Below are 14,551 nucleotides of genomic sequence, written 5' to 3' on the forward strand. Positions count from 1 at the left end.
AAGTCTCCCTAGCAAGTGCTTGGTAGGGTAGCCTACGCAGCAGGCTCTGGTTTGGCTAGAGGAGGCAGGCGTGGCTCAGGACGGTTTCCGTGACCGTGTGCGCACCTGGCTGGCGGAGAACCTGCCGCCGGAACTGCGCGGCTTGGGCGGTCCGGGGCGGGAGCACGAGGCCTTCGGCGAACGCGTGGAGTGGGAGCGGCGGCTCGCGGCGGCGGGCTGGACCTGCGTCGGCTGGCCGGTCGAGCACGGCGGACAGGGCGCGACGCTCGACCAGCAGGTCGTCTTCCACGAGGAGTACGCGCGAGCGAACGCGCCGGCGCGGGTCAGTCATCTGGCCCAAGAACTCCTCGGCCCCACCCTGATCGCGTTCGGCACGCCGGAGCAGCGGAAGCGGTTCCTTCCGCCGATCGTGGCCGTCGAAGAACTGTGGTGCCAAGGGTATTCCGAACCCGGCGCGGGTTCCGATCTCGCCGCCGTGGCGACCACGGCGACCCTCGAAGGCGACGAGTGGGTGCTGAACGGCCAGAAGGTGTGGACGTCCCTCGCGCACGTCGCCGACTGGTGCTTCGTCCTCGCCCGCACCGAGCCCGGCTCGAAACGCCACAAAGGACTGTCCTATTTGCTCGTCCCGATGAACCAGCCCGGCGTCGAGGTCCGGCCGATCCAGCAGCTCACCGGGACTTCGGAGTTCAACGAAGTCTTCTTCGACGGCGCGCGGACGGCGAAGGACCTCGTGGTCGGCGAACCCGGCGACGGCTGGCGCGTGGCGATGGGCACCCTCGCCTTCGAGCGTGGTGTCGCGACGCTCGGGCAGCAGGTCGGCTTCCGCCGGGAACTCGAGGAACTCACCAGGATCGCGCCGGACGATCAGGTGATCGCCGAACGGATCGACCGCGCCTGGGTGGGCCTGGAGGTCATGCGGGCGCAGGCGATCCGCACTCTGGGCGACTCGTCGCCGGGCGTGGCCGAAGTGTCCAAACTGGTCTGGGCGAACTGGCATCGTGACCTTGGAGAGCTCGCGATGCTCGTCCGCGGCGCGCGGGGAATGGTCGCGGAAGACGGGCTCGACGCCTGGCAGCGGCTCTTCCTCTTCACGCGCGCGGACACGATCTACGGCGGCTCCAACGAGATCCAGCGCAACGTCATCGCCGAGCGGGTGCTCGGCCTGCCAAGGGAGGTACGTCCGTGATCCCGGTGCCGAAGTACCCCGAGGGGGCGAATCTCCTGCGGGACAAGGTGGTCGTGGTGACGGCGGCGGCCGGCACCGGGATCGGTTCCGCGGTGGCGAAACGCGCGCTGGAGGAAGGTGCGCGCGTCGTGATCAGCGACTGGCACGAGCGACGGCTGGGCGAGAAGGCCGCCGAGCTCGGTGACGTCCACGCGATCCCTTGCGATGTCACGCAGGAAGATCAGGTACAGGCGCTCATCGACGGCGCCGCCGCGCACTACGGCCGGATCGATGTGCTCATCAACAACGCCGGGCTCGGCGGTACCAAGTCCATTGTGGACATGACCGACGACGAATGGGCGCGGGTCGTCGACGTGACCCTCAACGGTACGTTCCGCGCGACCAGGGCCGCGGTGAAGCGGTTCATCGCCCAAGGCGACGGCGGGGTGATCGTCAACAACGCGTCGGTGATCGGCTGGCGCGCGCAGGCCGGGCAGGCCCACTACGCGGCCGCGAAGGCGGGCGTCATGGCGCTCACCCGGTGTTCGGCCGTCGACGTCGCCGAACACGGCATCCGGGTCAACGCGGTCGCGCCGAGCCTGGCGATGCATCCGTTCCTGGCCAAGGTGACCAGCGAGGAACTGCTGACCGAACTCACCGCGCGCGAGGTCTCGGGGAGGGCGGCGGAACCCTGGGAAGTGGCGAATGTGATGGTGTTCCTCGCCAGTGAGTACTCGTCGTACCTCACCGGCGAGGTCGTGTCCGTGAGTTCCCAGCATGCGTGAGGTAGCGATGAAAGCCAGCCCAGGGTCCCGCCGCGCCGAACTGCTCGCCCTGGCGGCGAAGCTGTTCGCCGAGCGCGGGTACGTCTCCACCACCGTGCGGGACATCGCGGACGCGGCGGGCATCCTTTCCGGCAGCCTCTACCACCATTTCGACTCGAAGGAGTCGATGGCCGACGAGATCCTCACCGGCTTCCTCGACGAACTGTTCGGCGCCTACGCCGAGATCGTCGCGGAAGGGAAAGGCCCGCGGGAAACCCTCGAAGCCGTCGTCGTGGCGTCGTTCGAATCCATTCACCGGCGGCCGGCCGAGGTGGCGATCTACCAATCCGAGGCGAAGCACCTCATGCAGCTGCCGAGGTTCGGCTACCTCAACGACCGCAACACCGAATTCCGCAAACTGTGGAACGGGATCCTCACCGACGGCATCGCGGCCGGCGTGTTCCGCGAGGACCTCGACGTCGAACTCACCTACCGGTTCATCCGCGACACCGTCTGGGTGGCGGTGCGCTGGTACAACCCCGGCGGCACGCTCAGCGCGGACGACGTCGCGCAGCAATACCTCGGGATCCTGCTGGACGGCATCGCGACGAAGAGGAGGCGACGTGGCTGAAGCTTATGTCCTGGACGCGGTCCGGACCCCGGTCGGCAAACGCGGGGGAGCGCTCAGCGGTGTCCATTCCGCCGACCTCGGCGCCCACGTCATCCAGGCCGTCGTCGAACGAGCGGGCGTCGAGGCCGACCTGGTCGACGACGTCATCCTCGGCTGTTGCGACACGCTCGGCCCACAGTCCGGGAACATCGCGCGCACGGCGTGGCTCGCCGCGGGTTTCGGCCACCACGTGCCGGGTGTGACGATCGACCGGCAGTGCGGTTCGAGCCAGCAGGCCGTCCACTTCGCCGCGCAGGCGGTGCTGTCCGGGACGATGGACCTCGTCCTCGCCGGCGGCGTGCAGAACATGAGCGCCATCCCGATCAGCGCGGCGATGCTGGCCGGGCGCGAGTACGGCTTCGAAGACCCGTTCTCCGGCTCGAAGGGCTGGCAGGAACGGTACGGCAGCGTCGAGGTCTCGCAGTTCCGCAGTGCCGACATGATCGCCGAACACTGGGGCCTGACCCGCGAGGCGATGGAGGAGTTCGCCTTCCGCAGCCATCAGCGTGCGATCGCGGCCATCGACGAAGGCCGTTTCGCCGCCGAGATCACTCCGTTCGCCGGTGCCGCCCTGGACGAGGGGCCCAGGCGCGACACCAGCATGGAACGGATGGCCGGGCTCAAACCGCTGAGCGAGGGTTCGCGCATCACCGCGGCCGTGGCCAGCCAGATCTCGGACGGCGCCAGCGCGGCACTCATCGCGTCGGAGAAGTTCGTCGAGGACCACGGGCTCACCCCGCGCGCCAGGATCCACCACCTTTCCGTGCGGGCGGCCGATCCGGTGTGGATGCTGACCGGGCCCATCCCGGCGACCGCGCACGCGCTGCGGAAGACCGGGCTGGGCATCGACGACATCGACCTGTTCGAGGTCAACGAGGCGTTCGCGAGTGTCGTCCTGGCGTGGATCGAAGAAACGGGCGCCGATCCGGACCGCGTCAACGTCAACGGCGGCGGGATCGCGCTCGGTCATCCCATCGGGGCGACCGGGACGAAACTGTTCGCGACCCTGCTGCACGAACTCGAACGGCGGGGCGGCCGCTACGGGTTGCAGACGATGTGCGAGGGCGGCGGCACGGCGAACGTCACCATCATCGAGCGGCTTTGACACCCCACACGGCGAGTGCCGACGCGCTGAACAGCGCGCCGAGCAGGCAGACGCCAGTCCAGCCGGCGACGGCGTAGACGGCAGTCGAACCGATGGCGCCCAGGCCGCTGCCGACCGAGTAAAAGATCATGTACCCGCCGATCAGCCTGCTTCCGGCGTCCGGCCGGAGCGGGTAGATCAGGGTCTGGCTCGTGACGTGCACGGCCTGGACGGCGAGGTCGAGCAGGATCGCGCCCACCACCAGCGCCCACAGTGACGAGCGGGTGAAACCCAGCGGTACCCAGGAAAACAGGAGCAGGCCGAGGGCGAGCCCGGTCGTCGACCGCGCCCGGCCGCGATCGGCGAGCCGTCCCGCGGGTGCCGCCGCCAGCGCGCCCGCGGCCCCGGCCAGCCCGAACGCGCCGATGGCGGTGTGCGACAGGCCGTCTTCACTGAGCGGCAAGGCGACCGAGCTCCACAACGTGCCGAACGCGGCGAAGATCAGCAACGCCAGCATTCCGCGTGTCCGGAAGACGGGCTCCTCGGCGAAGAGGGACAACGTGGACCGCAGCAGCCGCCCGTAGTTCATGGTCTCGCCCGGGGCCGTGGCGGGAAGGATGCGATACAGCACGATCGCGATCACCACCGTCACCGCGGCGGACACGACGTACACCGCGCGCCAGCCGGCGAGGTCGGCCAGTGTGCCGGACACGGTGCGCGCGAGCAGGATCCCGAGGACGACGCCGGTCGTCACGAGACCGACCACGCGCCCGCGTTCGCCGGGGTCCGCGAGCGACGCGGCGAACGCGACCAGAAGCTGCGTGACCACCGCGAGCACGCCGATCGCCGCCATCCCGGCGAACAGCGTCAAGCCGTTCACGGCGGTCGCGGCGACCAGTTCGGCGATCGCCAGCAGCGTCAGCAGGCCGGCGACCAGCCGCCGCCGGTCGAGCAGGTCACCGAGCGGGACCAGGAAGAACAGGCCGAGGCCGTAGCCGAACTGCGTGAGCGTGACGATGCCGCCCACGGTCGAGGAGACGATACCGAGCTCTTCGCCCATGGTGACGAGCAACGGCTGGGCGAAGTAGATCGTGGCGACGGCCGTCCCGGCGGCCACGGCGAACAACAGGACGACACCGCGATGCACAGACCCTCCAGGTGGTTTCAAGTTGCTACCGAATGACGTTAGGGCACTGCGGTTGTAAGATGCAACCATGGTCAAGCGGACGACGTTCGACGACGCCTCCTGCCCGGTGGCGCGCTCGGTCGACACGATCGGCGACTGGTGGTCGCTCCTGATCGTGCGCGACGCCTTCGACGGGGTGCGCCGCTTCGGGGAGTTCCAGCGCAGCCTGGGCGTCGCGAAGAACATCCTGTCCGCCCGGCTGCGGGCGCTCGTCGGGCACGGCGTGCTCGAAGTGGTCCCGGCTTCGGACGGCAGCACGTACAGCGAGTACGTCCTGACGCCGAAGGGACGAGACCTGTTCCCGGTGATCGTCGCGCTGCGGCAATGGGGCGAGGCGCACTTCTTCGCCGACGGGGAGGCGCGGTCGGAACTGGTGGACCGCGACGGCGGGCTTCCGTTGCGGGGCCTGGAGATCCGGGCCGCGGACGGGCGTGTGGTCGGGCCGGACGACACCGTCGTCGTGAAGCCGTCCTCGTGAGCTGAAGGGGACTTTCCCCGCATGCGATGCGGGGAAAGCGCCCTTCGCTGCGTGTAATGAGGGGAAAGTCCCCTTCGGCCGCCGTAGATCGGGGCCCTCCCAGGTGAGTCAAGCCTGGAAGGGCCCCGACCGGAGACGGGGAGCCCGGAGGCGGTACCCGACGGAGCCCGAATCACCGTCGGGCCGGATACCTCCCGGCGTCCCCAGGGGGTGGCGGTGGGTGCGGAGGCCCAGCTGCCCACCGCCACCTGAGGGGACCGCGGCCGCCGCGCGCGGCCCCGGTCCGTTCGCGCTCCCGGGTCACCCGGCGGGAACGCGAGCCCAGGGCATCCTTTCCGGCGCCGGAACGGCTTCGGTCGGGGTCTCGGACAGGAAGTCCCGCTCGAACGGGGCGAGGATGTCCTCCCCGATCGGCGTGTCCGCCGGCGAAGGAACGGGCGCGGGGAACACCGGCTCGGGCACCGGAAGCCGCCGCTCGAGTTCGGCGGTCCAGTGGATCATCGCCTTCGGCCGGTCCCAGCCCGCGGCGCCGATCAGCCTGCCGTCGCGGACGAAACCGGTGACCCCGTCGGAAAGTTCGATCGTGTCCTTGCCCAGCGACGGCATCCCGACGGTCTGCAACCGCGCGTCGTAGAGGGAGGACCAGGCGCGGGGGAGCGGCGTGTACGGCCGCGCGTTGCCCCGGCCCAGCATCAGGCTTTCCGCCGCCGCGCGCCCGGATTCGACGCCGTTCATCCAGTGCTCGACCCGCCGCGGGGTCTCGTCGATCCGCAGGTTCGGCCATTTCGCGACGTCACCGGCGACCACGACGTCCTCCGCCCCGGTGGCGAACAGCGTCGCTTCGCACAGGACGCCGTCGTCGATGGTCAGCTCCGACCCGCGCAGCCAGTCCACGGCCGGCACGCTGCCGATCGAAAGCACCACGCAACTGGCCACCAGGAACTGATTGTTGGTCAGGTGCAGCCCGACCGTCTCCTTGGTGCTGATCCAGTTCCGCACCTCGGTGTTCATCGCCAGCTTGGCGCGATGGTGCTGATGCTCCTTGGTGAGCGCCGACGCGATCCGCTCCCCGAAGCGGTGCAAAGGCGCCTTCGCGTGGCCGATGAGCGTGACGTCGCGGCCCATGTACCGCATCGACGCGGCGAACTCGTTCCCGATCAGGCCGCTGCCGATCACCACGACGGATTTGCTGCTGTTGCCCAAAGCCCGCCGGACGGCCAGTGAATCCTCCACGGTGCGCAGCACCCGGACCCGGGGGTCGTGGCGCGGCGAGCCGGGGAGATGCCGGGGATACACCCCGGTCGCGATGATCAGCCCGTCGTACCACAGGGATTCCCCGCCCGGCAGGTGCACCGTGCGCTCCTTGCTGTCCAGCCAGGTCGCGCGGGTGCCGAGCCGCCAGTGGACGTCCAGGTCGACGTAGGGCTCCAGGCTCGCGGCGACCGGTTTCACCCCGCCGGTGATGAGCTCCTTCGACACCATCGGCCGGTGGTACGGCTTCCGGGGCTCGTCGCCGACCAGCACGATCTCGCCGTCGAAACCGAGCTCCCGCAACCGTTCCGCGGAGCGGAGCCCGGCGACGCCCGCGCCGACGATGACGATCCGATCTCCGTCACTCATCGTCGTACGCTCCTTCTCCCTTGACTCTGATGGCTTGTTTCGGGCAGAGCCGCGCGGCGGAGATGGCCTGGTCCAGTCCGTCCCGGTCGACCATGCGGCGGATGCGGAGCTTGCCGTCCGGCCCGATCTTGAACGTCGACGGCGCCTCCATCTCGCAGAAGCCGAAGATCTCGCACCGCTCGTTGTCGACGCTGACGCGGGTGCCACGCCGTATGCTTCCGAAGATCATCTTTCGTCTCTCCAAGTCTTCAGACCAGCTCTTCGACCAGGCCCAGCCGTTCCAGGTACCGGGTCGGCGTGAACCGCAGCGCGGTCAGCAGCACCACGGGGACCAGCAGCGTGATCCCGCCGAACCACAGCAGGCCGAGATGCCCGTTGGCCATGGCGCCGAAGAACGAGTGCAGCGCGGTGATCCCGACCGCCGGATAGGCGAGGCGGTGGATCCACAGAAAGCGGCGATAGGAACTGAACCGGCTGATCCCGCCGGTCAGCGCGACGGCGATCATGACCTCGAGCCCGACGACGCCGAGTTCGTGCCGCGCCAAGGTGCCGGGCAGGAGCGGGATGGTGACCTGCGCCAGGGTGAAACCGTCGGGCAGGAACAGGAACGACATCGCGTGCACGACGCCGAACGACAGCGTCAGGATGCCGAGCACCATATGCGAGTTGCGCAGCGCCTTCCGCCCGGTCAGCGACTTGATCCAGCCGGTCGCGGTGAGCACGCCCCAGCAGAGGGTGAGGCACATGAAGCCGTAGGCGATCCGGGCCGAGGTCTGCGCCATGCCCTTGACGCCGGGGTCGGTGTCCGCCTTCTGGGTCAGCACGATCACCACCTCGGACCACTGGTCATACATTGATCTCTCCTGGGGCACTGGGAACCGGATCCGGTTCGGGGGCGGCCGCGCGGTCGCGGGTCCGGGTGTTCTTGCCGCGCAGGGCCCGCAGGGCGAGGAACAGTCCGCCGCCGAGCACCACCGCGAGCAGCAGGCCGAGCGCGAACTCGCCGAAACCGACGTCCATCGCGGCGTTGGCCGAATTCGACTGCGGCACCGGCGCCTCCGGCATCAGCGACTGGTCGACGACGCCGGTGCTCTCCAGCAGCGTCATATGCCGCAGCACCGCCTGGTTGGCCGTGGTGGCGTAATCGCGGACGACGTCGTTGCGGGTACCGGCCCTGACCTGCGCGATGACGGGGAACAGCACGCCGTGCGCGTACCGGAGCCGGTTGGCGAAGATCCGGTCGAACTCGGTGTCGTCGCGGGCGGCCTTCATCTCGCCGAGCCACGCGGACTGCTGATCCGACGGCTCGGCGGGCAGGGCGATGCCGAACCGGTCGGCGATGGCGTGCGTCGCGGTGTCGAGCCTGCCGTGGTCGATCATCAGTGTCCGGCCGACTTCCCGGGTCCGCTTGCTCTTCCCGCGTTCCTGCGCCCACATCCCGGCGGGCATTTCCCACAGCCCGGCCAGTTTGACGTTGACGATCAGGTTCTTGTCCGCGGCGGAGAGTTCTTGGGCACGCGCTTCGCCGATAGGGCCGAAAAGGCTCACCACGGCCGCGATCAGCAGGACGAGCAGCGGGCGGACGGGTCTGGGGAGGTCAGATGCCGAGGTCATCGGCCTGCCAGGTCTCGGCGGTGAGCAGCACTTTCGTCCCGTCCGGCTTGGCGGGGAACCACGCGTCGTCGGCACCCTGCCCGCTCGTGTTGCCGGGCATCGTGTCCTTGGCGTTGCGGTAGAGCGGCCAGCCCGCGAGCGTGAGCTGCTCGGTGCCGTCGTCCCTGGTGACGGTGCCGACCAGGGCGCGATCGATCCCGGTCACCACGAGGTCGGCGTCGGCCTTGGCGGGAATCCAGGTCCGCGCACAGGTTTCGGTGCAATTCGATTTGGGCGGATTCACCGTGTCCTTGTCGTAGCGGTAAAGCGTGAAGCCTCCGGTGTCGGTGACGATCGGCCCGAGGTCGAACAGGATCGCCGCCGTGACACCGGGGACGGGTTCGGCCGCGGGGTCGGGCATTCCCGGGATCCGCGCCGCTCCGGCGGTGGAGCCCGCGCCGGGAGCGCCGTTCGGTCCCGCGGTACCGGTGGTGCAGGCGGCGGTCAGCGCGACCGCGGCCAGGATGAGGGGCAGAGGTATGACCGAGCGTGACACGGGGTTCACGGAAATCCTCCTGTCGGGGCAGAGGAGAACGCCATCACCGCGGGGAGATGGTGTGCAGGCAGGTTCAATTCCACTGTGGACAGTCATGATCCACAGTGGATTCGGCGGTGCGGGGGACAGCGCCGGGTCGGGGTCTTCGGTAGGGGATACGGTCACGGGCAGGGAACGGTTCAAAAAACTTTCGCTCTGGACTTATCGCCCCTGAGCCCACAAAGATGTGCCGCGTGGGACGCCACTCTCGGATACTGCAGCCAATTGTCGATCATGAACCCGCGTCGAACGGGCATGACGACCTCATCAGGGCGTTGTACCAGGAGTTCGGATCGAGCCTGATGGCGTTCGTGCTGAAGCTGACCGGCCACGATCGCCAGTGGGCCGAGGACGTGGTCCAGGAGACGCTCATCAAGGCGTGGCGCAACGCCGGCAAACTCGACCGGCAGCCGGAAATGCTGCGCGCCTGGCTGTTCACCGTGGCCAGGCGCATCGTCATCGACGGCTGGCGGAGCCGGAGCGCCCGCCCTCAAGAGGTGGAGGAACTGGAGTCGGATTCGATCGGAGTGCCGGACGAATCGGAGAAGACGCTCGCGGCCATGATCGTTTACGAGGCCCTGCGCAATCTTTCCCCGGAACAACGTGAAGCCGTCCAGCAGACCTACCTGCGTGACCGCACCGTGAACGAGGTCGCGGCGACGCTGGGGGTTCCGCCGGGTACGGTGAAATCGCGGATCCACCACGCCGTGCGCGCGCTGCGCAGGGCGCTGCAGGAGCGGGGGTGAGCGAGGTGTCCGGAGCCGTCCACACGGACATCGCCGCCTACGTACTGGGCGTCCTCGGCGAGGAGGATCACGCCAGGTTCGAGGCACATCTGCTGGAGTGCCCCGAATGCCAGGTCGAGCTGGTGGAGATGTACCACCTGCCCGACATCCTGGACATGGTCAAGAAGAGCTGGCCGGATCCGCCCGTGAAGGGCCCGGGCCCTCGGGTGCTGCGGATGCTGCTCGCGGACGCCGCCAAGGCGGGCCGGCGGCGCAAGGTCGTCCGGCTGGCGACGGCGGCCGCCGTGCTCGTGCTCGTCGTCGGCGGACCGCTCACGGTGCTTTCGCTCACCGATCGTGAGCCGGTCGTCACGCAGGCCGCGCCTTCCGTCGTGACGTCGGTGGTGCCGTCCCCGGTGTCGTCGCGGGAACGCGAGGCGGGCCCGGACGGCGGCGCCGCCCCGTTCGGCTGGTCCGAGGCGGGCAACGCCGTCGCGGCCGAGGTCACGGTGCAGGAGAAGGAATGGGGCAGCGCCGTCGAGCTCGAACTGCGCGGCCTCATCGGGCCGATGACCTGCCAGCTTTTCGCCTACTCCCACGGCGGAGAGGCCTACGTCGTCAACAACTGGAGTGTGCCCGCCAAGGGGTACGGCGTCCCCGGCTCGCCGGATCCTCTCGTCATCACCGGATCAACGGCGTTGCAGAAGGCCGACATCGAGCGGTTCGAGGTGCACAAGCGGGACGGCACCGTGCTGGCCGTCGTGCGCCGGTAAGTCATATAACGGAAAGATAACGGCCGGATCGCGTTTTGAACCGGATCCACACGGGAGCCGTATCTCCAGATAGCCGGATCTGAATCGGCGGGCGAACAGAAGGCTTCGCCGCGAATGCGGCTATTTCCCGTATTCGACGAATGCGTGGCTCATGCCCGGGTGCGAGTGATCGGCGTGCCCGGAAAAGAATGAGGTGAGCAGCCAATGGCACGAAATCAAGGGCGCCATCGGATCGCCCGCAGGACCAAGATCGCGACCGCGTTGCTGGGCCTGTCGATCGCGGTCGGCGGGCTGGTGGTGTCCACCACGACCGGCGAACCCGAGCGCGCCGCCGCGGACGAGGTGGACAGGTCGCAGTTCGTGGACATCACGAAGGTGCGGCCGAACGTCGACGAGCCGAGGCCGGGCCGGAACGCGTCCACGGGTTCGTTCACCGTCGACTGCGGCCGGAACGAGAACGGGCATTTCAATCCCGACAACTTCATCGCGCAGCCGGGTGTCCGCAACGGCGCCCAGCATCTGCACGACTACGTCGGAAATCTTTCCACGAACGCGGATTCGGACAACGACAGCCTGCTGGGCGCCGGCACCACGTGCCGCAACGGCGACGAGTCGGCGTACTTCTGGCCGGTGGTGCGGATCGACACCGAGGAAGAAGCCGGGCAGCGACGGAACCGGAACGACGAGCAGGAACAGGCTCAGCTGGAAGAACCCAACGCGGACAACGAACTCGCCGGCAACGACGGTGAGATCCAGCGCCCTGCGGTCGTCGACATCACCTTCAAGGGCAACGCCAGGGAGAAGGTGAAGGAGATGCCGAAGTTCCTCCGGATCCTTTACGGTGACGCGAAAGTCACCACGAACGGCCCCGCCAACGCGCGGGAGAGCTGGACGTGCACCGGCTTCGAGAACAGGCTCATCAAGCAGTACCCGATCTGTCCCGAGGGCAGTGACGTCAAACGGGTGCACACGTTCCCGAGCTGTCTCGACGGGAACAACATCGACAGCGAGAACCACCGGGACCACATCAAGTATCCCGATGAGAACGGCGAATGCGCGAACGGCCTGACCGCCGTCCCGGAGCTCACCATCTCGCTGACCTACGAGATCCCGCGGCGGATCCAGCTCGACGGACAGTACAAAGTGGACTCTTTCCCCGAGGAGGACCACAACCCCTTCTCCGACCACGACGATTTCGCGAACGTGATGCCGGACCGGGTCATGGACCGCCTCGTCGACTGCGTCAACGAAGGCCGCCAGTGCCGCGAATGACGCCCTGAAGCGGAAGCAGGAACCTGCGAAGAGAAAGGAAGGAACTCCGGCCCGGCGGGTCCCCCCTACACCTCACCCACCCGCCGGGCCGGCCCTGCCCGGAAACGATCGACACAACTGAAGAACGCTCCGCAAGCATTCACCCCGCCCTGCCGCCGGCTTCCCGAGGGAAGCCGGCGGCAGGGCCCTTTTCGGTAGGTTGGCCGCATGGGTGAACAGAAGGACCGCATGCTGCGCGGCGAGCTGTACCGGGACAACGACCCCGAACTGGTCGCGGATCGCAGGCGCGCTCAGGCCCTCGTCGACCGGTTCAACGGCACGGGCGCCGAGGAGACCGGTGAGCGGGACACGATTCTGCGCGAGCTGCTGGGAAAGCTCGGTGAGGGTTCCTGGATCATGCCGCGGTTCCAGTGCGACTACGGCTACCTGATCGAGATCGGCGCCAACAGTTTCCTCAACTACGACGCCATCCTGCTCGACTGCGCGCCGATCAAGATCGGCTCGGACTGCTCGATCGGCCCGCGCTGCCAGCTGCTGACCGCGTTGCACCCCATGGAGGACCACGAACTGCGGCGGCAGCGCTGGGAGTCGGCGGCGCCGATCACCATCGGGAACAACGTCTGGTTCGGCGGCGGGGTCATCGTCTGCGCCGGGGTCACCATCGGGGACGACGTGGTGGTGGGCGCCGGCAGCGTCGTCACGCGCGACCTGCCGTCGAAGGTGTTCGCCGCGGGCAACCCGGCCCGCGTCATCCGGGAGCTTTAGCGGTCCACGGGGGTGATCTTGGTGCGCCTGCTGTGCTCGAACACCATCGAGGTGCGGACGTCGGCCACCTCGGGGCGTTCGGTCAGCTTGTCGATCACGAAGGCGTAGAGGGCGTCGTTGTCGGGGACCGCGACATGCAGGATGAAGTCCTCGGTCCCGGTGGTCACATAGAGCCCGACGAGGTCGGGCAGCGCGTTGACCCAGTTCCGGAAGCCCTCGATGTTCCGCCGCGAGGGCGGGCGCACGCGCACCGCGATGAGCGCCTGCACCCCGCGGCCGATCGAGGGCAGGTCCACGTCCAGCAGCGCGCCCCGGATCACGCCGCGTTCGCGCAATGCGCGCGTGCGGTCCAGCGCGGTGGTCGGCGAAACGCCCACGGCGGCGGCCACTTCGCGGTTGGTCTTCCGTGCGTCCGACTGCAGTTGCGCCAGGATCGCCTTATCAAGTTCGTCCAACCGCGCCATGGTGGCCCTCTCGCCGTATTAAGTACGAACACGGTGGACTGTACTCGTACGTCTCCCTAGCTTGGCCTTGTTCATCCGTCGAAGTGAGCAGGAGACCAGCTGAATGTCCGAGTACGGTACGGCCATCGGATTCGCCCCCGAGGAGATCGACTTCACCGCGTCCACCCGGTCGGCCCGCCTGAAATGGGTGATCGTGGTCGACAGCGGGTTGCCGCCCGGCCGCGCGGTCAACGCGGCGGTGTGCACCGCCGTCGCCACCGCGCGGAGCGTCATGGGTCTCCTCGGCGACGAAGCGGTCGACGCCGACGGAGAGCACTACACCGGCTTGCCCTGGGTCGGCTGCTCGATCCTGTCGGCCGACACCGAGAAGCTGCGTGCCATCCGCGCCAAGGCCGCCGCCTCGCCGGACTGTCACGTCGCCGACATGCCCGCCGTCGCCCAGCGGATCCGGGTCTACTCCGACTTCCTCGCGATGATGAAGGAGATCCCGACCGGGGAGATGGACTACTGCGCGATCGGCATCGTCGGCCCGCGCAACCGGATCGACAAACTGGTCGGGAAGCTGCCGCTGCTGCCGTGACTCAGCCTTCGAGCAGATCCCGCAGCGCTTCGGTGAACTGGGCGGGATTCCGCTGCGGCGCCAGATGCGCGCCGGGGACCTCCGTGAACGGCAAGCCCAGTTCGAGCGCGAGGATCTTCGCGGGCTGGTAGTGGTAGTGGCCGCGGCTTCCGACACCCGCGACGGGGACGATCTCGGTCCTGCTCCGGCGCAGGGCCCGCAGATCGGGAAGGTAGTCGAGGATCTCGGCCAGCTCGCGGCCGAACAGCCGCTTCCAGTCCTCCTCGTTCGGCAGCCGGATCGCGCGCAGTTCGGGCAGCGCGGCACCGGCGATCCCGTCGGTGAACCGTTTGAACGCCCCCATCAGGTCGCCCGCCTGGGCGAGCCGGACCTGCGCGTTGGCCTCGTCGAGCCAGCCGAGCGCGTCGGGCAGCAGCTGGATGGCGGGCGGTTCGTGCGCGATCAGCATCGTCGCCGCGTCCGGGTAACGGGCGACGAGGTCGAGGCCGATCATGGCGCCCGCGCTGGTCCCGAACACGCTCGCGGGGCCGCCGCCGACGTGCTGGAGCACCGCGTGGGCGTCGTCGGCCTGCTTCGGCACGCTGACCGGTCCGGTGCTGGTGTCCGTGCTGCGGAAGTGCCCGCGCCGGTCGTAGGTGACGACGGTGTAGTCGTCCGCGAGCAGCTTCGTCATCGCCCGGAAGGTGTCCGCCGAGCCGAGCCCGCCCGCGATCAGGAGCAGAAGCGGCCCTTCGCCGGTGCTGCGGACGTACAGCTCACCGTCCTCGACCGGACAACGACTCTCCGAGATCATGGCCGAAGTCAAGCACAGCGC

General features: G+C 68.6%; 18 protein-coding genes. 10 read left to right on the forward strand and 8 right to left on the reverse strand.

Annotated elements, in window-relative coordinates:
• Nucleotides 1-70: 70 nt before the first annotated feature.
• The 4 genes from AORI_RS53490 to AORI_RS53505 are packed head-to-tail and all read left to right on the forward strand — an operon-like array spanning nt 71 to nt 3,707.
• Nucleotides 71-1,189, forward strand: coding sequence for an acyl-CoA dehydrogenase family protein (locus AORI_RS53490; RefSeq protein WP_016332871.1), 1,119 nt, complete (start codon nt 71-73; stop codon nt 1,187-1,189).
• Complete coding sequence (locus AORI_RS53495) at nt 1,186-1,953, forward strand: SDR family oxidoreductase (protein ID WP_016332872.1); 768 nt, start codon at nt 1,186-1,188, stop codon at nt 1,951-1,953. The genes AORI_RS53490 and AORI_RS53495 overlap by 4 nt, the downstream gene beginning before the upstream one ends.
• Before the next feature lie 7 nt (nt 1,954-1,960).
• Nucleotides 1,961-2,563: a TetR/AcrR family transcriptional regulator gene (locus AORI_RS53500; RefSeq protein ID WP_016332873.1), complete on the forward strand. Its 603-nt coding sequence runs from the start codon at nt 1,961-1,963 to the stop codon at nt 2,561-2,563.
• Nucleotides 2,556-3,707 (forward strand): acetyl-CoA C-acetyltransferase, encoded by a 1,152-nt coding sequence (locus AORI_RS53505; RefSeq protein ID WP_016332874.1) that lies wholly within the window; start codon nt 2,556-2,558, stop codon nt 3,705-3,707. The genes AORI_RS53500 and AORI_RS53505 overlap by 8 nt, the downstream gene beginning before the upstream one ends.
• On the opposite strand, the gene AORI_RS53510 is transcribed toward AORI_RS53505, so the two are convergent.
• Nucleotides 3,691-4,833 (reverse strand): MFS transporter, encoded by a 1,143-nt coding sequence (locus tag AORI_RS53510; protein ID WP_016332875.1) that lies wholly within the window; start codon nt 4,831-4,833, stop codon nt 3,691-3,693. The two genes, AORI_RS53505 and AORI_RS53510, sit on opposite strands and share 17 nt — an antisense overlap.
• A gap of 67 nt (nt 4,834-4,900) precedes the next feature.
• Between AORI_RS53510 and AORI_RS53515 the strand changes: the two genes are divergently transcribed.
• A complete protein-coding gene (locus AORI_RS53515) occupies nt 4,901-5,350 on the forward strand; it encodes a winged helix-turn-helix transcriptional regulator (RefSeq protein WP_016332876.1) in 450 nt (149 codons plus the stop codon).
• A gap of 300 nt (nt 5,351-5,650) precedes the next feature.
• On the opposite strand, the gene AORI_RS53520 is transcribed toward AORI_RS53515, so the two are convergent.
• The 5 genes from AORI_RS53520 to AORI_RS53540 are packed head-to-tail and all read right to left on the reverse strand — an operon-like array spanning nt 5,651 to nt 9,128.
• A complete protein-coding gene (locus AORI_RS53520; protein WP_016332877.1) occupies nt 5,651-6,970 on the reverse strand; it encodes an NAD(P)/FAD-dependent oxidoreductase in 1,320 nt (439 codons plus the stop codon).
• Complete coding sequence (locus AORI_RS53525; RefSeq protein WP_007033644.1) at nt 6,963-7,199, reverse strand: ferredoxin; 237 nt, start codon at nt 7,197-7,199, stop codon at nt 6,963-6,965. The genes AORI_RS53520 and AORI_RS53525 overlap by 8 nt, the downstream gene beginning before the upstream one ends.
• 19 nt (nt 7,200-7,218) lie before the next feature.
• Nucleotides 7,219-7,824 (reverse strand): ferric reductase-like transmembrane domain-containing protein, encoded by a 606-nt coding sequence (locus tag AORI_RS53530; RefSeq protein WP_016332878.1) that lies wholly within the window; start codon nt 7,822-7,824, stop codon nt 7,219-7,221.
• Nucleotides 7,817-8,584: a DUF4142 domain-containing protein gene (locus AORI_RS53535; RefSeq protein ID WP_016332879.1), complete on the reverse strand. Its 768-nt coding sequence runs from the start codon at nt 8,582-8,584 to the stop codon at nt 7,817-7,819. The genes AORI_RS53530 and AORI_RS53535 overlap by 8 nt, the downstream gene beginning before the upstream one ends.
• A complete protein-coding gene (locus tag AORI_RS53540) occupies nt 8,568-9,128 on the reverse strand; it encodes a hypothetical protein (protein ID WP_016332880.1) in 561 nt (186 codons plus the stop codon). The genes AORI_RS53535 and AORI_RS53540 overlap by 17 nt, the downstream gene beginning before the upstream one ends.
• Nucleotides 9,129-9,352: 224 nt before the next feature.
• On the opposite strand from AORI_RS53540, the gene AORI_RS53545 reads away from it, so the two are divergent.
• From AORI_RS53545 to AORI_RS53560, 4 genes are all read left to right on the forward strand, one after another.
• Entirely contained in the window at nt 9,353-9,904 is a 552-nt protein-coding gene (locus AORI_RS53545) for a sigma-70 family RNA polymerase sigma factor (RefSeq protein WP_034317190.1), read from the forward strand.
• The gene (locus tag AORI_RS53550) at nt 9,901-10,656 is read left to right on the forward strand and encodes an anti-sigma factor family protein (protein ID WP_016332882.1); all 756 of its coding nucleotides are present in this window, start codon (nt 9,901-9,903) and stop codon (nt 10,654-10,656) included. The genes AORI_RS53545 and AORI_RS53550 overlap by 4 nt, the downstream gene beginning before the upstream one ends.
• Before the next feature lie 204 nt (nt 10,657-10,860).
• The gene (locus tag AORI_RS53555) at nt 10,861-11,928 is read left to right on the forward strand and encodes a DUF1996 domain-containing protein (protein WP_016332883.1); all 1,068 of its coding nucleotides are present in this window, start codon (nt 10,861-10,863) and stop codon (nt 11,926-11,928) included.
• A gap of 207 nt (nt 11,929-12,135) precedes the next feature.
• Nucleotides 12,136-12,693, forward strand: a complete 558-nt coding sequence (locus AORI_RS53560; RefSeq protein WP_016332884.1) for a sugar O-acetyltransferase — start codon at nt 12,136-12,138, stop codon at nt 12,691-12,693.
• On the opposite strand, the gene AORI_RS53565 is transcribed toward AORI_RS53560, so the two are convergent.
• Nucleotides 12,690-13,157: an Lrp/AsnC family transcriptional regulator gene (locus tag AORI_RS53565; protein ID WP_016332885.1), complete on the reverse strand. Its 468-nt coding sequence runs from the start codon at nt 13,155-13,157 to the stop codon at nt 12,690-12,692. The genes AORI_RS53560 and AORI_RS53565 overlap by 4 nt on opposite strands.
• A 103-nt stretch (nt 13,158-13,260) precedes the next feature.
• Between AORI_RS53565 and AORI_RS53570 the strand changes: the two genes are divergently transcribed.
• Nucleotides 13,261-13,737: a DUF2000 domain-containing protein gene (locus AORI_RS53570; RefSeq protein ID WP_016332886.1), complete on the forward strand. Its 477-nt coding sequence runs from the start codon at nt 13,261-13,263 to the stop codon at nt 13,735-13,737.
• Nucleotide 13,738: 1 nt separating this feature from the next.
• Here AORI_RS53570 and AORI_RS53575 read toward each other — a convergent pair whose 3' ends face one another.
• Entirely contained in the window at nt 13,739-14,530 is a 792-nt protein-coding gene (locus tag AORI_RS53575; protein WP_016332887.1) for an alpha/beta fold hydrolase, read from the reverse strand.
• Nucleotides 14,531-14,551 lie beyond the last annotated feature (21 nt).

Origin of the sequence: Amycolatopsis keratiniphila, from assembly GCF_000400635.2 — a bacterium.
GTDB lineage: Bacteria > Actinomycetota > Actinomycetes > Mycobacteriales > Pseudonocardiaceae > Amycolatopsis > Amycolatopsis keratiniphila.